Here is a 20,173-nt window from a genome sequence, read left to right on the forward strand (position 1 = left end):
GAAGCAGTCGCTACCTCCGTTGAGGCGGGCGATTTCGAGCATAGATCACTCAAAGATCGTTCCGCCTCACTCTTCATCCTTATCTGAACACCGCCATCGGGCACAACAGGCATATTCGACGGGACCAATACACCAGTACATGGCCGAGTACGAACCGGGCGTCTGCAACATCGGCGCCGGAGAACAGCGGCGACGGTACGCGCTCGGTGCGGTCTCGTTCGCGGCGACGCTGGGGCTCCTGTTCGCCATCTACGCGGCGAACCTTCCCAAGACGCTCGCGCTCGCCACCTTCCTGCCGCTGTTCGGCGCGGCGGAGGGGTACTATCAGGGTCGCTATCAGTTCTGCGCGGGCTACGCGCTTCTGGGCGTGTACAACGTGGCCGACGAGGGAGGCGATCGAACGCCCGTCACCGATCCCGACGCGCGGCGAGCCGACCGGCGGCGCGCGCTGCGGATCCACGCGTACGCCGGGGGGACTGCCCTGCTCGGTGCGTCGCTCGTGCACGGAGTCGGGCTGCTCATCTTGTGACCGACGACGGCGATGGTCTTCGCCGAATAGAACGCTGTACGCCGATTCCGGCAATTCCCGTAGTGCGCGCCCCCGGTCACCGTCGGTCGGCCACGCCGGCGCGATCCGGAGGCCGCGGGGTCGTCCGGTGGCGCGAGATGTGTGGCGCTCTCACGCGAGGAGTCTTCGGTACGAGACCGGGTGGCCATCCGGCGCCCGACGAGCGTCAGCGATCAGTCGGACAACTTTATAATCGTTGTATCACTTGCTACTTCAGAGTGGAACCGAGCATCCGCGACACAGCTCCGTCTCCGCGGTCCGAGAACCGCTGGGAGAGATCCCCGTGAACAGCGACCCGATCCGGGGGCTCGTCGTCGAAACGCTGAGCGACGGGATCGTCGTCGTCAACGAGGACGAAGCGGTGCTGGACTGCAACCCCGCGGCCAGACGGACGTTAGGTCTCAGTTCCGATCGGGCGATCGGTGAACCGCTCGAATCGGTCGCCCCGGACCTCGCTTCGGTCGTCGACGAGGCGGACCTCGAACCGGACTCACGGCCGACCGGTCAGAGTCGGCGTACCGACCGAGACACGACACGCGATGACCCCGTCGGGGACGCGTCTTCGGAAAGAGCGGTGGTCGGAACTATCCTCGGGAGCGGAGATGGGGAGAACCGACAATACGAGGTCGCAGTCTCGTCGTTCGAGGCCGAGAGTCGCTCGGGGCGGATCCTCTCGCTTCGAGACGTTACCGACAGACAGCGACACCGTCGACGGCTCGGCGTCCTCAATCGCGTCCTTCGTCACGACCTGCGCAACAAGATGAACGTAATCCTCGGCTACGCCGAGGTGCTGGAAGAGCGGCTGCAAGGCCGAGCGGACCGTCGAGCGGATCAAGCCCCGTTGGGCGACCCGCTGAGTGGAGGCTCCCCCGTGACAGACACCGAACGCGGACGGAGCAGACCGGACAGTACGCGGCCCTCAAACCGGACCGACCAGAGCCGGTCAGCCGACGGCATCAGCGGGGAACACACGACCGAAGACGACGACGGACCGTCTCCCGTCGATCGGATCCATGAGGTGGGGACGACCCTGCTCGATCTGGCCGATCAGGTCCGCGAGGTGGAGGCGACGGTCGACGCGACGGAGTCCGCCCGGACCACGCTGGATGTTGTGGGGCTTCTGACTGCGTTGACGGACTCGCTGGAGTTGCAACACCCCGAAGCGGACGTGACGCTCAACTGCCCGGGAACCGCGTGGGTCTCGGCGGTCGACATCGTCGATTCGGCGTTCGACAACCTCCTCGAGAACGCCGTCGTCCACAGCCATCGCGAGCACCCGACCGTCGAGGTGACCGTCCGCGAGGCGGACGAACACGTCGAGATCGTCGTCGCTGACGACGGACCCGGGATTCCGGACCAGGAACTGGCGACGTTCCGCGCTGGCAGGGAGACGCAGCTCACCCACTCGTCGGGGTTCGGGCTGTGGCTCGTCGTCTGGCTCGTCGAGGAGTCCGGCGGGAGCGTCGAATTCGACATCGACGAGACGGGAACGGCTGTCACGGTACGGCTGCCGGCCGCCGACCCGCCACGGTGAGCGGCCGAGCGACGACTCTCACGGAACCGTCTCCCTGCGGTGTCGGGACGGCTCTCCCGACCGATCACCGGACCATGTACGGCTCCGAGCCGGCGATGAAGCGTCCGAGGTCGGACTCCCGACGGTAGTCGGTCGCCTGGAGCGTGTCGAGTGCCTCGACGAGCCGGTCGGCATCGCCCGCGCGGTCGGCGTCGGCTCCGCCGTTCGGCTCCGGTTCGGCGTCGCCGTCGGTCCACGCCCCGGGGTCTTTGATAGGGAGCACGAGCCACCCGGAGCCGCGGATCTCGCGGCCGTGAAGCTCGTCCATCTCGATCGCCGTCTTGTGCGCCTGGGTGGTGTACTGCTCCAGCACGTGTCGGGTCGCGCGCTCGCCCACCGGGAGCAGCACGTGGGCGGCGATGGCGCGAACCTCCGCGTCGAAGAACCGCTCCATGTCCCCGTAGGACGACGGCGTCGGCGCGCCGTCGCCGCCGCGGCGGTCGCCCGTGGCCTCGCACATGTGGAGGTACGAGAGGTACGTCGAGTCGACGGCCGGTGCGTCGCCGGCCTCCGCAAGCAGGCCGGCACGGACGAGCGCGTTGAGGAGCCGCTCGCCGCCAGCCGTACCGGTGAACGGGACGCCGTGTTCCAGACCGCCGTGGACGCCGGGGTGGTCGCCGATGACGTGGAAGTCGGCGTTCGCGTCGCCGTAGCCGGGGACGAACCGATCGCACTCGGGCGACAGTCCGAACGGGTTCGACACGCGATCGGTGACGTTCTTCACGACACCGTGTAGGAAGCGAGCGCTGCAAACCGGTTTCGGTCCGCGCCGACCGAGCGGGTGGATTCGGATGCGGATCGGGCCGACGGGCCGGACTACAGTTCCACGCCCGACGGGATCAGGCTCTCGCGACGCAGGAGGTTCCCCTCGGCGTCGTACACGAGGAACGTCTCCTTCTCGTAGGCCACCAGGGGGTCGCCGTCGACCTCGATCTCGACGCGGTAGCGACCGTCGCCGTCGCTCGCGCGGCCGTACTCGCGGGCCGCCCGGATGAACCGGAGCACGTCGTCGGCGGACTCGTTGAGTTCGAGGACGAAGTCTCCCGTGTGGCGGTTCGTCACGCCGACGACACCGGTCGCGTCGGGGTCGCGCTCGTGGTCGGACTGGAGCCTGAACGCCACGTCGGTCTCCTCGGCGTCGAGCAGGTCGCCGTCCGTCCGAGTGAGGCGCTCCCGAAGGAGATCCTCGGGGCCGCGAAAGTCGATATACACGTGCGGCTTGGCGGGGTCCGCGTCGGTATCGACCCAGTCCACGTGCTCCACAGCCAGCTCGAAGTAATCGCGCCTCATTCCGTACGACGACGTAGGGTATCTGTGTGTAAGTACGTAACGCCCCCGGGAACGCACGCATGCTCGGGCGTCGGCCTGTCAGGTCGACGGTCCAATCGATTTATCCCGACGCGGACTGCTCCGGGGAGTATGGTCTGGGTCCGGTCGGAGTACGCGGGGGAACTGGCCGTCCTCTCGACGTGGGTCGCCGCGCTGCTCCCGTGGAACGTGTTCTACGGCGCCGTCGCCGGCGGGACGGTGCTGTTCGTCCGCTTCCCGCTGTTTCAGATCCGCTACGCGTTCGGGGTCCCGTTCGTCCGCGCGACGAGCGTCTCCTCCCCGGTGTCGGCGTACCTCCTCCAGTCGGGAACCTCGGTCCAGGTCGCCTACGGCCTCTGGCTCGTCGGCGCGCTCGTGTACCTCCTCGCGCTCGCCGTCTCGCTGTACTACTACCGCGAGGAGGAGCGCGCCGACGCCTGGGCGACCGATCCCGTCGACGTGCTCGGCGGCCTGCTCGTCGCCGCGGCGGTGCTGTTTTTTGTCGCCTCCGTGCTCTTTCCCGAGCAATTCTTGGGGATCGGCTTCGGCGTCGGCGGCGGATTCCCCGGCGTGTCGATCCCGGTGGGCGCCGTGCTGCAGCTCGCGCTCGGCGCCGTCCTGCTTCGGGCCGACCGTGTCCGGTGAGGGGCCCCAAGAATCACTGCTGTGACCTGTGGTGGTGAAGTTAAGTACCGGACTTCCCTACGCCCTGCAATCACCGATGTCGGGGAACGCCGCTGACTCGCCGGCCGACGACCGCCCTCTGTCGACGCTCAGGCGCCGCCTCGAACGGACGCTCGAGGTCCTCAGAGGCGCCGATTTCGACGTTCGGCCGTTCCTCCCCGGCGAGGACGGCCCGCTTTCGTCGTTCGACCCGCCGACCGGACACGACGAGGTGGAGCGCTACTGGGTGAACGCGCCCTACGCCTACGTCGTCGTCACCTACGACACCGAGTCCGACAACCACGTGTATCACGTCGTCGAGCCCGAGCTCGACGACTTCGAGTTCGACCTCCTCCAACGCGTCGTCAACGACATCCGCGACCCGCTGTTGTACCGCGACGACGTCGGCGAGGCGGACGACGAGACGCTCCGGACGGAGCTGACGGTGCTGCTCGAACAGTACGGCGTCGACGCGTCGATGCGGACCTTTCACACTCTCCTGTACTACCTCCGGCGGGACTTCCGGGGCTTCGGGAAGGTCGACGCGCTCCTGTCGGACCGCCACATCGAGGACATCTCCTGCGACGGCTACGACCTCCCGATCTTCGTCTACCACGACACGTACACCGACATCGAGACGAACGTTGCCTTCGGACCCGAAGAGCTCGACAACTACGTGATCAAGCTCGCCCAGCAGTCCGGGCGTCACATCTCCGTCGGCGACCCCATCGTCGAGACCACGCTCCCGGACGGCTCGCGCGCGGAATTGGCGCTCGGCGAGGAGGTCACGCCGCGCGGCTCGGCGTTCACGATCCGGCAGTACGCAGAGGAGCCCTTCACGCCGATCGACCTGATCAACTACGGGACGTTCTCGATCGAGCAGATGGCGTACTTCTGGCTGTGCATCGAGCACAACAAGAGCCTCATCTTCGCGGGCGGCACCGCCTCCGGGAAGACCACCTCGATGAACGCGGTGTCGATGTTCATCCCGCCGCGGTCGAAGGTGCTTACCATCGAGGACACCCGCGAGCTGTCGCTGTATCACGACAATTGGCTCTCGTCGGTCACCCGCGAACGGATGGGCGACGGCGAGGACATCGACATGTACGACCTGCTACGCTCTGCGCTGCGCCACCGCCCGGAGTACATCGTCGTCGGGGAGGTGCGCGGCGAGGAGGCGCTCACGCTGTTTCAAGCAATGAACACCGGACACACGACCTTCTCGACGATGCACGCCGACTCCATCGAGACGGTGATCAACCGCCTGGAGAACGAGCCGATCAACGTTCCACGGGCCATGGTCCGCTCGCTGGACCTGCTGTCGGTGCAGACGCTCACCCGCTTCGAGGGCGAGCGCGTGCGCCGCGCGAAGACCGTCGGCGAGATCGGCGGGATCGACCAGCGCACCGGCGAGTTGGACTACTCGTCGGTGTTCGAGTGGGAGGCCAACTCCGACAGCTTCCGCCAGCGGGACTCGTCGCTGCTCGACGAGATCCAGTCGGAGCGGGGCTGGAACCGCTCGGAGTTGCTCTCGGAGCTTCGCGACCGCCAGCGCTTCCTCGGGCACCTCCGGGACAACGGCGTCACCGACTACCGCCGCTTCACCGCCCTCGTCAACGAGTACTACGCCGACCCGAGCCGCGTGATGGACCGGATCGACGCCGGCGCCGATGGCGAGGAGTTGGCGTACGGCGCCGCGCGGACCGACCGCGGGGGCGACGACGCGACGGCGGCGGAGCCGACGGGCGGGTCCGCCGGAGGATCGACCACCGCCGATGGTGGCCCGGACGGGGGTGAGGGGGAACCGGGCGCCGACGGCGGGGAGTGACCGATGGTGCTGTCGTTCCTCCCGCTCGTCGGCGCGCTCGTGCTCCTGTCGCCCGTCGCGGCGGCGCCCGTCAGCAGGTCGGCGAACCTCGCGGTGACGCGGGTCGCTGTCCACGCCTTCGGCGACTACGTCGCCACCGATCGGCCCCGGAGGCATCGACAGCAAGACCGGCTTCGGGCGGCGCACGTCGGCGTCACCCACCGGTCGTATGCGTCGAAGACGATCATGTACGCGGCCGTCGCGGGTCTCTCGGGGAGCGTTCTCGGCGTCTACGTCGCCGCTGCGGCGCTGGCGCTGCTCCGGATCGGCGGAGAGGCGGTCCGGGCGTCGCTGCCGGCGGGGCTGGCGTTCCTCGCGAACATCACCCGGCTCGGCGAGTTGACCGCCGCGGAGCTGTTCCCGCTGCTTTTGTTCTCCTCGGCGACGGTGGGAATCGGGTCGGCCGCCGGAACGTACCTCCTCCGGTGGGAGATATTGGATCAGCGCGCACAGGCTCGGGCCGGCCGGATCGAAGCGACGCTTCCGCGGACGGTCGCGTTCGTGTACGCGCTGTCGCGCTCGGGCATGTCGCTGCCGGCGGTGTTGTCCACGCTGTCGCACAACGAGGCGGTGTACGGTGAGGCCGCTCGCGAGCTCGGCGTCGCCGTTCGCGACATGGACACCTTCGGGACGGACGTGATCACTGCCCTCGAGCGGATGTCCGCGCGCACGCCCTCACAAAACATGGCCGAGTTCGGCGAGAACCTCGCGTCCGTGCTCGGCAGCGGCCAGGAGCTCTCCTCGTTCCTCCGCGACCAGTACGAACGCTACCAGGAGGAGGCCGAGTCCCAACAGGAACAGTACCTCGAACTCGTCTCGACGTTCGCCGAGGCGTACGTGACGGTGCTGGTCGCCGGGCCGCTGTTTTTCATCACGATCCTGGTCGTCATCGGGATCGTCCTCTCGGACACGCTCGCGCTGTTGCGTGCGGTCGTGTACCTCGCGATCCCGCTGGCGAGCGTCGGGTTCGCGGTGTACATCGACTCGATCACCCGATCGACCGGGGACGTGAGCCCGGACGCCGACCCGGTCCGCGACCCGCGCGTCGTGGCTCTCGCCGCGTCGAACGCCGCCGACTCAAGCGGAGCCCCCGTCGCCCGAGCCGACGGCGGCGCGGCGAGCGCGCCGGCGGGGTCGCGGGGGATGGAGGCGGCGTCGACGGAGAGCTGGGCCGCCAGCAGGCAGCGGCTGGCCGCGTACGACCGGATCGAATCGCTGCTCGACGCCGCGAAGCGACCGGGCGAGATCGTGCTCGACCGCCCGGGTCTGACGGCGCTCGTCACCCTCCCGGTCGGAGCGGTGTGGGTGTGGATACGCGCGCCGTCGTTCCGCCCGTCCCCCCTCGCGTTCGCGCGGGCGATTGACTCGCCGGTGATCGAAGCGGCGCTGTTGGTGCTCGGGGCGTACGGACTCGCCTACGAGATCGAGAAGCGACGGACGCGGGCGGTCGAGCGTGCGGTCCCGAACTTCCTCGACCGGATGGCCAGCGTCAACGACGCCGGCGTGAGCGTCGTCGAAGCGCTCGGCCGCCTGGCACGCTCCAATCTGGACGACTTCTCCGCGGAGGTGCAGCGGGCGTGGCGCGACGTGCAGTGGGGCGCAACCGTCACGACGGCGCTAGGTCGCCTCCGGGACCGGGTTCGATCCCCGATGGTGTCGCGGGCGGTCGCGCTCGTCACGAACGCCGTCGAGGTGAGCGGCGACGTGGCGCCGGTCCTCGAGATCGCCGCCGACGAGGCGCGCGCGACGCGGCGACTCCGCCGCGAGCGTCGGCAGGTCATGCTGACGTACCTGCTCGTCATCTACGTCTCCTTCGCCGTGTTCCTCGGGATCATCGCCGCCCTGACGGTCGCGTTCATCCCGGCCGTCGAGGGAGCACAGCTCTCGGCGCCCGGAGGCGTCACCGGCGTCTCCACGGGCGTGTTCGGTGGGCTCGGCAGCGTCAACACGAGCCGGTACGTGTTGCTGTTTTACCACGCCGCGGCGATCCAGGGGGTCGCATCCGGGCTCATCGCCGGCCAGTTGGGGGAGGGAAGCGTCAGCGACGGAGCAAAACACGCGACGGTCATGCTCCTGCTCGCGTACCTCACGTTCGTGGTCGTCGGATGACCCGGCCGACTCCGGTCGCGGAGACCGCGGCCACGTACGACCGGATCGCGGCCCACTTCTCGAAGACGCGCGAACACGCCTGGCCGGAGGTGGCGTCGTTTCTCGACGACCGCTCGGGCGCGGTCGGGCTGGATGTCGGCTGCGGCAACGGTCGCCACTGCGAACCGCTGTGCGAACGGACCGACCGCGTCGTCGGCGTCGACGTGAGCCGACGACTGCTCGGCGAGGCGCGATCACGGGCGCGCGAGCGGGGCTACGCAGCGGGCGTCTCCTTCGTCCGCGGCGACGCCGCCGCGCTCCCCATCGACAGCGACCGCGTGGATCTAGCGGCGTACGTCGCCGCGCTGCATCACCTCCGCCCGCGCGAGCGCCGGGTCGCCTCGCTGTCTGAGCTGTCGCGGGTGCTCGCGCCGGGCGGACGCGCGCTGGTGAGCGCGTGGAGCACCGCCCACGACCGGTTCGACGCCGACGCCGGCGCCGACGAGGGATTCGACACGACGGTCGACTGGACGCTGCCTGGCGGGGAGACGGTCCCGCGCTTCTATCACGTCTACGCGCCGGCAGAGTTCGACGCGGACCTGACCGCGAGCGACCTCCGGATCGTCGAGTCGGTCGTCTCCAGTGGCAACTGCTACGCGGTCGTCGCGTCCGAGTGAGGCCGCGACCGACCGGTGCCGACGCCGATCGCGATCCGTGTAAACGTCTCACTGTATGTCGTGTGAACGTCTCACTGTATGTCGTGTAAACGTCTCACTGTATGTCGTGTGAACGTCTCACTGTGTGAGCCGTTCGCGGGTGGATGCCCCCGCCGCACGACCGGACGCGTTTTTATACGGCCGCCGCCGCAACGGACGTGTAGATGACACCCGACGATGAGTTCGACTTCGACGTGACGGTTGTCGGCGGCGGTCCGGCGGGGTTGACGAGCGCGCTGTACGCGACCCGATTGGGGCTGGACACGCTCGTCGTGAACCGCGGCGGCGGCCGCGCGGCGATGATGCGCGACACCCACAACGTCATCGGCGTCACCGAGGAGACCTCCGGCAACGAGTTCCTCCAGACCGCCCAAGAACAGGTCCAAAGCTACGGCGGCGAGTATCGCCGCGGCTTCGTCGAGGACATCGAGGCCCTCGGCGGCGGCGACGGAGACGACGACGGCGACGGGGGTCCAGACGGCTTCCACGTCGACACCGGCGACGACGAACTGACGACGCGCCGGGTGGTGCTCGCGACGGGGTTCTCTGACGAGCGGCCCGACCCACCGCTCCCGCGGACCGGCATGGGGCTGCACTACTGCCTCCACTGCGACGCGTACATGTTCGTCGACGAGCCGGTGTACGTGATGGGCACGGGTGACTCCGCCGCCCACGTTGCCATGATCATGCTCAACTTCACCGACGAGGTCGACGTCCTCCTGCGCGACGAGGAGCCGACGTGGTCCGAGGACACCGCAGAGATGGTGGAGAACCATCCGATCGACGTTGTTTCCGAGGAGATCGCGGAGATGAGCAAGGACGACGACGGCTGGCTGGAGAGCTTCGAGTTCGAGGACGGCACCGTCCGCGAGTACAAAGGCGGATTCCCCATGTACGGCTCGGACTACAACGCGGAACTGGCGGACGCGCTCGGCCTGGAGCGCGAGGACTCCGGCGAGGTCGCCGTCGACGATCACGGCCGCACCTCCGTCGAAGGGGTGTACGCCGTCGGCGACCTGACGCCCGGCCACAACCAGATCCCCGTCGCGATGGGCGAGGGCGCCAAGTGCGGCATCGCGATCCACATGGACATGCGCGCGTTCCCGCGCTCGACCGAGGAGATCGGCGAGCTGGGTCCCGTCAACGACAGCGAGGTCCCCGCGATCTCTCCGGAACTCATGGCGACCGCCGTCGCCCACGAAGGACACGCCGCGGGGCCGCGATCAGAGGCAGAGACCGTGGACGGCGAAGCGGCGGCCGACGACTGATCGGGGCAGCCCCGACCACCGGCCGACGCAAACGGTAAACCCCTTATCCTTGGACCGGAAAGCACGGGGTAGCTCCGGCGCGCCGACGATGAGCGACCCCGAATGGTCGCGAGGCACGGCGCACGAGCGGAGCGAGCGATGCGCGCCGGTGGTCTAGCTGGTATGACTTTGGCCTTCCAAGCCAACGACCGGGGTTCAAATCCCCGCCGGCGCATCTTCTCGTCGACCTCGAGCCCGCAGCGACGGCGCTGCGGTCAGTCGTCCGCCGGATCCGCGTCTTCGAGGTCCGCCAGCGCCGCATCGCGCGCCGACGCCCGCCGGAAGACGACCCAGAAGACGCCGGAGGCGACGATGATGAACCCCGCGGCGGTGTAGAATGCGGCGCTCGTGGAGACGTACTGCTTGATCGCGCCGATCCCGACCGGCCCGGCGACCTGCCCGACTTTCCAGGAGATCGACCGAAGGCTCATCGCCGAGGCGACCGAGTCGTAGCGCTCGCCCTCCTCGACGAACAGCGACATCGACGCCGGCAGCCGGATCGAGTCGGCGACGCCCAGCACCATGTACGCCGTGAAGAGGCTGAAGAACGCGCCGCCGAGCACTTGCTCGCCGCCGAACGCGGCGAACCGGACCGGGTCGATCGTCCCCTCGAAGTAGTAGCTGAACGGGATGAGCGCCGTCCCGAGGCCGTACAGGAGCGCGCCGGCGACGACGAAGTACTCCTTGTTGCCGACGCGGTCGGAGAGGTCGCCGACGTACCCCTGGGTGACCGATTTCGTGAGCTTCCCGCCCGCGAGGATCCACCCGATGGCGAACGCGGTCGTTCCGAACTCGGTGCGCGCGAGGATGGGGAGGAAAATGATCACGGCCATCTTGCCGACCGAGAAGGCGAGTCGGAAGACGACGAGCGCGCGGATCATCGGGAGATCCAGCAGCGCCTTCAGCGTCGCGACGCCGCCGCCGGCGTCGTTCTCGGCTCCGCCCCCGGGGTCGTCGCGGAGGTTGACGAGCACGAGGACGAACGCGAGGATCGTGACCGCGGTGAGGACCACGTAGGTGAAGGTGTATCCTTCGGCGAACAGGAGATAGCCGCCGACCACGTCGCCCGCGAGGCTGGAGAGCGCCGCGACCTGGTTGTACGACCCCAGCCAGCGCCCGTTCTGGTCGTCGGGCGCGATGGTCCCCACGACGGTCGACCCCGTGATCCAGAGGATCGACGCGCCGACGCCTTGGAGCACCCGGACGAGGATGACGTGGGTCGCGCTCTCGACGAGCATGAAGCCGAAGAAGACGACGGCGTTCACCGCGAGTCCGAGGAGCAGCCAGTGTTTCGCGTTGCTCGTGTCGATCTTCCGCCCGAGCGGGAGGACGATGAGCAGCTGGACGACGGCGAAGGCCGTGCCGAACAGCCCCTCGACCGTGCCGGTTGTGCCGAAGTCTCCGGCGTACAGCGCCAGCGCGATGAGCAGCGTCGAATACGCCTGACTCCGCGCGAACGCCGTGCCCGCCAGCGCCGAGAACTCCTTGTCGCGCAGGAGGGCGACGGAGTTGCCGAACTGCACCACTGTTACGTTCCGAAATACGCAGCGGGCGCTTAAATGCCCTCATCGCGGCCGGCGACGGGGTGTTCTCGCGCGGCGCCCGCGGCGGACCGCGGTGGTCGGGAATTTCGCGTTCGTCGCCCTTACAGTTCGATCCGCTCGACGAGCTGGTCGTCGCTTTTTGTGTTGATCGCGACGATGCGCACGAGATCCTCGATGAGCGAGTCGCGCAGCTTCGCCTTCAGGAGGTTGTCGACCTGGTAGACGCCGGCGGCGTTCACCATCTCGATCTCGACGAGCACGGGCATCGCGTCGCCGTCGTCGCCGTCGGTTTCGCTGCCCTGCTTGAGTTCGACGTTGCTGATCGCCTGCGAGGAGAGCGTGTTGATGCCGCGTCCGCCCTTCTCGTAGGGGATCCGCGACCGACCGCGCTCCATGTCGAGCGCGTCGGCGACGCGGATGACGCCGGCCTCGCGGGTGAGCGGCGTCTCCTCGGTGTGGTGACAGAGAATGGCGTGCAGCACCTCGGCTTTCACGCGGACGACCTCCTCGGTTCCGTAGTAGTCGAACTGCGGGAGGAACCGGTCCAGCAGATCGGCGGCGAGCGGGATCGAGTAGTAGGCGTGGTCGTCGCGGTGGACGACGTGGCCGATGTCGTGGATCGTCGCCGCGAGCGCCACGATCACCGGCTCGTCGGCCTCGTCGAGCCCCTGCTGGCTCGCGCCGTTGAACTCGACTCCACCGCGCTTGAGCAGGTCGTACAGGCGCAGCGCGCGGTTGCGGACGATCTCGATGTGCTTGGCGCCGTGGTCGTTGTATCCCTTGCGCGTGACGGCGTTAACGTTCTGCGCGCGGAGGTACGTCCGGATCTCGGGGTCGGACTCGATCGCCTCCAGCACCTCGTTCACGCGGTCGTCGGGGAAGCCGTGGTCGGCGTCGGGGTGGTACTGGCGGACGCTCATCTTGTTGGGGTCGTCGGCTCGTCCGTCCTTGGAACTCCTCTCCGTCGAACCGGCGTCGTCGCTCATACCACGGCGGAGGGGCGACGCCCGCAAAAGCCCTCGCACACCTGCGGCCGCGTGAGCCCTGTGGCCCCGTGAGCGGAACCGCCGGTGCCCACCGTCGGTCGGCCGCCGGCACGACCAACAGGGTCACGCACGGGTCGGTCCGGTACTCATCATGACGAAACATTTACAGTTGGGCGCGGAGACACGCCAGCCATGTCCGCCGAACCGACCGACGAGAAGGAGGAGTCCGCCGAATCCGTCGGGAGCCCGAGCGACAGCGTCGACGGGGAATCCGTCGAGAAATCCGATGTCGACGAGTCAGTGGGAGAACACGAGGACTCGGAGACCGCCGAGGCAGCAGTCGAGTCCCCCTCGACTGAGACGCGCCAGAAGGGACCCAACGAGATGTTCTGCTCGTTCTGCGGGGCGGTCATCAAGAAGCGGGCGGAGATCTGTCCGGACTGCGGCGTCGCCACCGACGGTGGGGCCGGCGGCGTCTCGACGACGGGGACGTCTTCGGCACGAGGGACGACCGGCGGATCCTCCTCGGGGAAGACGAAGTACACTGTCGGCGGGATCGTCTCCGGACTGGTCGGGTTCGTGCTTCTCCCCATCGTCTTCGGTCCGATCGCCGTGTACTGTGGATATCAGGTCTACCAGAACCACGACGAGACGCACGGCATCGCGCTGATCGCCTGGGGGGGCCTCAGCCTCGTCGTGGGGATGGCCTTCGGTGCGCTGATGTTCGCGTAGCGGATTCCGGGTCGGACGGTACCCGTCGTTCGCCGTCCACTCGCTTCGGGATGGATGCAGCTCGTTCGAACCGTCACGACCGAACGGCGATCGGACGACCGCTGCGTGCGTTCAGGTTCCCGATCACGGGACCGGCGGGTCGTGTTACGGATCCAATATGATCGCCCTCCTCAGTTCGTGGTTCTGCCGCTGTTCGGGTGAGTGAACGGCTGTAATCGTGATACCGTTCGGTCCAAAAAGCCTATAATTGCCACCGGGTAAGCCGGGAGTAGAGATGCTCACCACCCTACCCCTGTTCGGCGCCATCCCGGGCGGTCCGGAGATGCTCATTATCCTGCTCGTGTTGGTGCTGCTGTTCGGCGCGAACAAGATCCCCAAGCTGGCCCGTTCGACCGGGCAGGCGATGGGCGAGTTCAAGAAAGGCCGCGAGCAAGTCGAAGAGGAGCTTCAGGAGATGCAGGAGGGAGAGACCGCCGACGAAGACGCGCAGATCGCGGCCGACTCGACGGAGTCGACCGACGCCGAAGTCGAGACCGACGCCGAGAAGAACTGAGGCGCCGTCCCGGACCGTTTTTACGCGCGCGCCGAACACTCCCCGTCGCGGGGCGTGTGGCCAAGCGGATACGGCGAGCGGTTCCTAACCGCTAGATCGCGGGTTCGAATCCCGTCACGCCCGTCTTCATTTCCTTCGGTCACTCGACGGTCGCGACGTTGTCACACTCGTTCGCTCCCCTCGCTCGCGTGACTCCCGTCACGCCCGTGCAGCGAACGCAGTGATCGAACCGGCAGGCGGGATTCTAATCAGGGAGGTCGCGCGCAGCGGAGCGAGCACGTCCGACCGTGGTTCGAATCCCGTCACGCTTGCTGTCGTGTCGAGTGTAGCGAAACCGATAGCGTAGCGTGTGGATTCGGAGTAGGCGAGTGCACTCGGTGGGGTGAGACCCGACAGCGTGTTGGGACCCGAACAACCCAATTCATTCCGATCTCGCACAATGATTAATAATCGGACACGACTGATCCAGATCTGCAGCGCAAATCGCCGCTTTGGGTCGGTATTCGGGTTTTCTCACCAGTGATACAGAGGGCAAGCATTTAACGTGGCGCCAGGGCTGAGTCACCCCAATGGCTACCGACGACGGTGATGCGACCGCCGACCCCGGGTTCGAGGACGGGATCGGTCCGGTGTCGCAAGCGGGGGATGCGGCTGTCGTCGGGGAGTACACCTGGCCGGATTTCCTGCGCGAACACGGACACGAGAACGTCGCCGACGCCCTCGATGACCGCCTCCGAACCGAGGTCGTCGAGGAGGACGACGACGGCGAGGAGGTCGTTCGGATCGAGGTCCGCCCGGCGACCGCAGCGGACCTCGACGCGCTGGGTGTCACCGATATCGCAGCCGACGCGTTGGGGATCGACCCCGTCGAGGTTCCCGGGACCGTCGGGAGGGCCGGCGCGCTCGGTACGGACATCGCCGGCCGGCACCCGCTCCTCGCGTACGACGAGACGCCCGTGTGGAAGGACATCTACACGTGGGACGACTACCGCGAGGAGTACTTCCTCGACGAGAACGGGAATCCGCCGACCGACGAGGAAGACGAACCGCTGGAGTTCACTGACGCCGACAAAGCCGAGGCGCTCGGCTTCGACCCGAACCGCGTCGAGGAGACGCTGGGACACCTCTCGAAGCGGGCCCCAGAGCTCGACGCGGTGGTCGACGAGCGAACCGTCGACATCGCCGACGACATCGACGAGGAGGCGTTCTTCAGCGACGCCGCGGGCGCGACGACGATTGCGAACCGCTACGACTTGGAGAAGGCGGTGCCGATGCCGAAGAAGCGCCACTTCCGCGAGGTGGAGCGGTACTGGGTGAACGAGCCGTACTCGTTCGTGATCGTCTTCCACTCGACGAAAGAGAACGAAAAGAAGTACTACGTGGTCGAGCCGTACCGCAACGCCATCGAGACGGACCTGATCGAGTTCCTCGAAGGGAAGCTCCGGTCGGCGATCAAGTACGCCGACGAGGGTGTGGTCGCGGCCGACGACGATCACCGCAAGCTGACGATCCGCGAAGAGACGTACGACCTCCTCGAGCGCTACGACCTCTACACCCGCGAGGAGGGGCTGGGGCTCGGCGACAGGCTCGCGGATCTGTTCGGCGTCGACGTCGACGACAAGGGTACTGCGGGGCGGCTGATCCGTGCGCTCGGCGTCGCACCGCGGGAGACGGACGGCGAGATCGACGGGATCGCCGCGCGACCCGAACCCGCGATCCTCGCGGAGGACCCCGACACGCTCACCGAGTACACCGTGACGAAGGCGCTGTACTACCTCGAGCGCGATTTCATCGGCTACGAGCGCATCGACGGCCTCAAACACGACATCAACGTCGAGGACATTTCCGTCGACGGGTACAACTCGCCGGTCTTCGTCTACCACTCCGATTACGAGCAGATCATCTCGAACGTCTACCACGGCGAACAGGAGCTCGACGACTTCGTCGTCAAGCTCGCACAGCGCTCCGGAAAGGGCATCTCCAAGCGTCGTCCGCAGGTGGACGCCACGCTCCCTGACGGCTCTCGCGCTCAGTTGACCCTCGGGAAAGAGGTGTCCGATCACGGGACGAACTACACGATCCGGCAGTTCAAGGACGTCCCGTTCACGCCGATCGACCTCATCAACTGGAACACGTTCAGCCTCGACGAGATGGCGTTCCTGTGGCTGTGCATCGAGAACCACAAGAGCCTGATCTTCGCGGGCGGCACCGCCTCCGGGAAGACGACGAGCCTGAACGCGGTCTCGCTGTTCATTCCGTCGAACTCGAAGATCGTCTCCATCGAGGACACCCGCGAGGTGGAGTTGCCCCAGCGCAACTGGATCGCCTCCGTCACCCGGCCGTCGTTCGCGGACGACGACGGCGGCGACGTGGACGAATTCGACCTGCTGGAGGCCGCGCTGCGCCAGCGCCCCGACTACATCGTGATGGGCGAGATTCGTGGCGAGGAGGGACGCACGCTGTTTCAGGTCATGTCGACCGGCCACACGACCTACACCACCTTCCACGCGGACAACGTCGGCGAGGTGCTCAAGCGGTTCACGACCGAGCCGATCAACGTCTCGAAGACGATGTTCACGGCGCTGGATCTCGTGTCGGTGCAGACGTCGACGCGGGTGCAGGGGAGCAAGGTCCGCCGGAACAAGTCGCTCACGGAGATCAACCACTACGACGCAGAGAACGACGAGATCAACGTCCAAGACGTGTACCAGTGGCAGGCCGAGACCGACGAGTTCCTCCACATGGGGGACTCGAACACCCTCGAGGAGATCATGTTCGACCGCGGGTGGGATATCCAGACGCTCGAAGATGAACTGCTCAAGCGCCGCGCGGTGATAGCGTACCTCATCGACCGCGGTCTCAACACGTACACGCAGGTCGCGGCGACGCTGCAGGCGTTCATCAACGACCCCGAGACGATCCTCTCGCTGATGGCCAACGAGCGGCTGGAGGCGAGCCTCGACGACCTCCGGGAGATGGAGTCGGTCCTGATCGACGTCGACGAGGACAAAGAGGAGATGGTGCCTCGACCCGACCCCTCCGAGAAACAGGCCGCGGAGGCGGAGTCGATCCTCGAGGAGGCGGAGTCGATCCTCGAGGAGTTCCGCGGTGATCGCTCCGACGGCGTCGCGGCGGCCCTCGGGGCCGTCGAACCCGCCGGCGATGTCGCCGCCGACCCCGGTGCGGGCGCGGACCTCGCGGACGACGCCGGCGCGCCGTTCGACGGCATCGGTCCCGAGCCGCTCGACATCGGCCGCTCCGTGGGCGACCCGGACGCGGCCGAAGGCGACGTGGGCGGAGGTACCGACGCCACCGGCCGGGACGACGGGATCGACGCGTTCGATGCGATCGACCAGTTCGACGACGCCGACGGTCCGACCGACCTCGACGAGGGCGGCGAGTCCACGGCGCCGGCCGAGCGGATCGACGCCGACTACGAACTGAACGGCGGGGAAGCGCGCTCCGACGCGGACTCCGGGGCGACCGGAACCGACGGCTCCGACGCCGTCGACGAGGGGGCGATCGACGACTGGGGATTCGGCGAGGTCGCGTCCGCCGACGAGAGTGACGACGGCGGGAACAACAACGATGAGAGCGACGCCGACGGCGGGAGCGACGCCGACAACAGCGACAGCAACGCCGACGACAGCGACCTCGTCGACACCGACGGCGAGGGCTCAGGAGATGGGAGGACGGGGAGATGAGCCTGGACAGAGACGCGGGGTTCGAGAGCGCGCGGGGGTTCGCCGACGCCTTCTATCCGCTGTTTCGGCTCCTGTTCGACGAGGAGGGTGACTTCGTCGCCACGGTCGGTGAGAAGCTGACGCAAGCGCGGATGAACCAGCCCGTCGAGCTGTACATCTCGCGCGCGCTCGGCGTCGGCGTCCTCGTCGGGCTGCTGCTGTGGCTGATCGGGACGGTGTTGGGGTGGGGACTGTTCGCGTTCGGGATCATCCAGGCGGAGTCGATCGGCCTCGGGATCCCGGCGAGTTCCCCGGAGCAGGCGGCGCTGCTGGAGTCGCTCACCGAGCCCGCGGCCGTGCTCGTCAGCGGCGTCGTCTTCGGGGGTGTCGGCTTCGGGCTCGGCTTCGGCACCCTGCTCGCGATCCCGTACCAGCGCGCCGACGCCCGAAAGCGTGAGATCAACATGCTCCTGGCCGACGCCGTCTCGTTCATGTACGCCCTCTCCGTGGGCGGGCTGAACCAACTGGAGATCTTCGAGGCGATGGCGCAGGCCGACGACACGTACGGGGAGGTCGCAAAAGAGTTCCAGAGCATCGTCCAAGAGACGAGCTACTTCGGCACGGACTACCGCAACGCGGTCCGCCAGCAGTCCATCGAAACGCCCAGCGAGGAGTTCTCACAGTTCCTCACGGACATGCTGTCGATCATCAATTCCGGCGGCGACATGGAGCGGTTCCTCTACGACAAAAAAGAAAAGCACCTCCGCACGGCGAAACAGCAGCAGGAGCTGACGCTGGAGACGCTGGAGCTGTTCGGCGAGATGTACATGACGCTGTCGCTGTTTCCCCTCCTGCTCATCATCATCCTCGTCATCATGTCGATGCTCGGGCAGGGGAAGGACTTCCTGCTGACAGCGACCGTCTACCTCCTCACGCCGCTCATCGGCGTCGGCTTCCTGGTGCTCGTCTCCACGGTCAAGCAGGACGAGGTCGGCGACGGCTACCTCGACCCCGGCGGCATCGACGACCATTTCGCGGAGGAGCAGCGCGAGGGGCTACTCCACCTCGGACTCGTCGAGGTGTTCACCGGGAAGTACTCGATGTTCGACCGGATCCGGTCGCGCGAGGGGACCTACAAGACCGGACAACTGCTGAAGGCGCCGCACCTGTTCTTCCGCGACAACCCCCTGTTCACGCTTGCGCTGACCGGTCCCGCCGCGCTCGTGCTGGTCGGGTTCGCGATCGCCTCCGGCGACGCGCCGCTGTCGTTCCAGGGGTTCATCGACAACCCCGTGTGGTCGACGTTCGTGTGGGTGTACGTCCCCGCCTACGTCACGCTGATTCCGCTAGTGGTCTTCTACGAGTGGCACCAGCTCCGCCGTGGCGGGATCACCGGCAAGCTCTCTGACAACCTCCGGAAGCTGTCGTCGGCCAACGACACCGGGCAGACGCTGTTGGAGTCTATCCGAACGACCGCCGACACGTCGAGCGGAAAGCTCGCCGAGGAGTTCGAGGTGATGTACGCGAAGGTGAACTACGGGATGAGCCTCCGGGAGGCGCTCGTCGAGTTCAACAACAAGTACCACATCCCGCGGCTCGCACGGACGGTGAAGCTCATTTCCGAGGCCCAGCAGGCGTCGAGCCAGATCACCGACGTGTTGACGACGGCGGCGCAGGCCTCCGAGAATCAAGACGACATCGAGCGCGAGCGGAAGTCGCGCACCCGGATGCAGGTGGCGATCATCCTGATGACGTACCTCACGCTGCTGGCGGTGATGGCGATCCTGAAGCTCCGGTTCCTCGACGTGCTCGCGGGGCTGACCGCGCAGGCCGGCGGCGCAGAGACGGGTGGCGGTGGTGGGGGCGGGCTCGGCTCCGGCGGCTTCGCCGGCGGCGTCAACATCGACCGCCTCTCGGTGCTGTTCTTCCACGCGGTGACGATCCAGGCCGTGCTCTCGGGCATCATCGCGGGGTACATCCGCAGCGCCGACATCGTCGCTGGGATGAAGTTCGTCGTCGTACTGCTCACCGTCGCACTCGGGGTGTGGGTGGTGGTCGCGTGAGCGTCCGCGGGCGCGTGACGGGAACGAGGCTCGAAGGCGACCGCGGGCAGACGACGATCGATTACGCCGTCGGCGTGAGCGTGTTCCTGCTCGTCGTCGCGTTCGTGTTCGCGTTCGTCCCGTCGCTCGTCGGCCCGTTCACGAGCGACGACACCGCCTCGGTCGTCGTCGCCGACCGCGCCGCCGACCGTCTCGCGAACGACTTGCTGGTCGACGACCCGACCGCCCCCAGCGTGTTGAACGAGACGTGCACGGCGGCGTTCTTCGACGCCGACGGCGCCGCTCCGCCGGACGGGTGCCGGTACGACACCGACGGGAGCGACCTCGTCAAGGCGCTCGGACTCGGCTCGTCGGCGCCGTCGCTCAACGTGACCGTCAGATCGGGTGAGACGATCGCGACGGTCGACGGAACGACGCTCGCAGTTGGCGCATCGCCGCCCCCCGGCGCCGAGGTATCAGTGGCCCGTCGGGCGACGCTACTGGCGGGTGAAACGTACTCGCTCGCGGTCAGGGTCTGGTAAT

At 67.4% G+C, this 20,173-nt stretch carries 16 protein-coding genes and 2 tRNA genes; 14 read left to right on the forward strand and 4 right to left on the reverse strand.

Annotation, left to right across the window (positions count from 1 at the left end; genetic code table 11):
• The first annotated feature begins 139 nt into the window (after nucleotides 1-139).
• Complete coding sequence (locus BUE16_RS11050; protein ID WP_073309643.1) at nucleotides 140-529, forward strand: hypothetical protein; 390 nt, start codon at nucleotides 140-142, stop codon at nucleotides 527-529.
• 322 nt (nucleotides 530-851) lie between these two features.
• Complete coding sequence (locus BUE16_RS11055) at nucleotides 852-2,102, forward strand: sensor histidine kinase (protein ID WP_073309645.1); 1,251 nt, start codon at nucleotides 852-854, stop codon at nucleotides 2,100-2,102.
• Between the two features lie 64 nt (nucleotides 2,103-2,166).
• On the opposite strand, the gene BUE16_RS11060 is transcribed toward BUE16_RS11055, so the two are convergent.
• The gene (locus BUE16_RS11060; protein WP_073309647.1) at nucleotides 2,167-2,865 is read right to left on the reverse strand and encodes a uracil-DNA glycosylase family protein; all 699 of its coding nucleotides are present in this window, start codon (nucleotides 2,863-2,865) and stop codon (nucleotides 2,167-2,169) included.
• Nucleotides 2,866-2,957: 92 nt separating this feature from the next.
• Complete coding sequence (locus tag BUE16_RS11065; protein WP_073309649.1) at nucleotides 2,958-3,431, reverse strand: DUF5793 family protein; 474 nt, start codon at nucleotides 3,429-3,431, stop codon at nucleotides 2,958-2,960.
• 129 nt (nucleotides 3,432-3,560) lie between these two features.
• Here BUE16_RS11065 and BUE16_RS11070 point away from each other — a divergent pair, with 129 nt between their 5' ends.
• The 6 genes from BUE16_RS11070 (at nucleotide 3,561) to BUE16_RS11095 (ending at nucleotide 10,265) form a co-directional block, all read left to right on the forward strand.
• The gene (locus tag BUE16_RS11070) at nucleotides 3,561-4,094 is read left to right on the forward strand and encodes a DUF7549 family protein (protein WP_073309651.1); all 534 of its coding nucleotides are present in this window, start codon (nucleotides 3,561-3,563) and stop codon (nucleotides 4,092-4,094) included.
• Between the two features lie 76 nt (nucleotides 4,095-4,170).
• Nucleotides 4,171-5,940, forward strand: a complete 1,770-nt coding sequence (locus tag BUE16_RS11075) for a type II/IV secretion system ATPase subunit (RefSeq protein ID WP_073309653.1) — start codon at nucleotides 4,171-4,173, stop codon at nucleotides 5,938-5,940.
• Nucleotides 5,941-5,943: 3 nt separating this feature from the next.
• Nucleotides 5,944-8,088: a type II secretion system F family protein gene (locus tag BUE16_RS11080; protein ID WP_143165419.1), complete on the forward strand. Its 2,145-nt coding sequence runs from the start codon at nucleotides 5,944-5,946 to the stop codon at nucleotides 8,086-8,088.
• Nucleotides 8,085-8,744 (forward strand): class I SAM-dependent methyltransferase, encoded by a 660-nt coding sequence (locus tag BUE16_RS11085; RefSeq protein ID WP_073309655.1) that lies wholly within the window; start codon nucleotides 8,085-8,087, stop codon nucleotides 8,742-8,744. The genes BUE16_RS11080 and BUE16_RS11085 overlap by 4 nt, the downstream gene beginning before the upstream one ends.
• Before the next feature lie 203 nt (nucleotides 8,745-8,947).
• The gene (locus BUE16_RS11090; RefSeq protein ID WP_073309657.1) at nucleotides 8,948-10,051 is read left to right on the forward strand and encodes an NAD(P)/FAD-dependent oxidoreductase; all 1,104 of its coding nucleotides are present in this window, start codon (nucleotides 8,948-8,950) and stop codon (nucleotides 10,049-10,051) included.
• A gap of 142 nt (nucleotides 10,052-10,193) precedes the next feature.
• A tRNA-Gly gene (locus BUE16_RS11095) sits at nucleotides 10,194-10,265 on the forward strand.
• Between the two features lie 40 nt (nucleotides 10,266-10,305).
• Here BUE16_RS11095 and BUE16_RS11100 read toward each other — a convergent pair.
• Nucleotides 10,306-11,616 carry an MFS transporter gene (locus tag BUE16_RS11100; protein WP_073309659.1) on the reverse strand — a complete coding sequence of 437 codons (1,311 nt, stop codon included), beginning with the start codon at nucleotides 11,614-11,616 and terminating at the stop codon, nucleotides 10,306-10,308.
• Between the two features lie 119 nt (nucleotides 11,617-11,735).
• Nucleotides 11,736-12,554, reverse strand: coding sequence for an HD domain-containing protein (locus BUE16_RS11105; RefSeq protein ID WP_073310053.1), 819 nt, complete (start codon nucleotides 12,552-12,554; stop codon nucleotides 11,736-11,738).
• A 258-nt stretch (nucleotides 12,555-12,812) separates the two neighbouring features.
• On the opposite strand from BUE16_RS11105, the gene BUE16_RS17235 reads away from it, so the two are divergent.
• The 6 genes from BUE16_RS17235 to BUE16_RS11135 all read left to right on the forward strand — a co-directional run bounded on the left by BUE16_RS17235 (nucleotide 12,813) and on the right by BUE16_RS11135 (nucleotide 20,172).
• On the forward strand, nucleotides 12,813-13,352 hold the full coding sequence (locus tag BUE16_RS17235; RefSeq protein WP_073309661.1) for an eL43 family ribosomal protein: 540 nt from the start codon (nucleotides 12,813-12,815) through the stop codon (nucleotides 13,350-13,352).
• A 274-nt stretch (nucleotides 13,353-13,626) separates the two neighbouring features.
• A complete protein-coding gene (locus BUE16_RS11115) occupies nucleotides 13,627-13,905 on the forward strand; it encodes a Sec-independent protein translocase subunit TatA/TatB (protein WP_073309663.1) in 279 nt (92 codons plus the stop codon).
• A gap of 50 nt (nucleotides 13,906-13,955) precedes the next feature.
• A tRNA-Arg gene (locus BUE16_RS11120) sits at nucleotides 13,956-14,028 on the forward strand.
• Between the two features lie 446 nt (nucleotides 14,029-14,474).
• Nucleotides 14,475-17,609 (forward strand): type II/IV secretion system ATPase subunit, encoded by a 3,135-nt coding sequence (locus BUE16_RS11125; RefSeq protein WP_073309665.1) that lies wholly within the window; start codon nucleotides 14,475-14,477, stop codon nucleotides 17,607-17,609.
• Nucleotides 17,606-19,651 (forward strand): type II secretion system F family protein, encoded by a 2,046-nt coding sequence (locus tag BUE16_RS11130; RefSeq protein WP_073309667.1) that lies wholly within the window; start codon nucleotides 17,606-17,608, stop codon nucleotides 19,649-19,651. The genes BUE16_RS11125 and BUE16_RS11130 overlap by 4 nt, the downstream gene beginning before the upstream one ends.
• Nucleotides 19,648-20,172 carry a DUF7287 family protein gene (locus BUE16_RS11135; RefSeq protein WP_073309670.1) on the forward strand — a complete coding sequence of 175 codons (525 nt, stop codon included), beginning with the start codon at nucleotides 19,648-19,650 and terminating at the stop codon, nucleotides 20,170-20,172. Before BUE16_RS11130 ends, BUE16_RS11135 begins: the two co-directional genes overlap by 4 nt.
• The last annotated feature ends 1 nt before the right edge of the window (nucleotide 20,173 follow it).

The sequence above is a fragment of the Halobaculum gomorrense genome (assembly GCF_900129775.1).
Lineage (GTDB): Archaea > Halobacteriota > Halobacteria > Halobacteriales > Haloferacaceae > Halobaculum > Halobaculum gomorrense.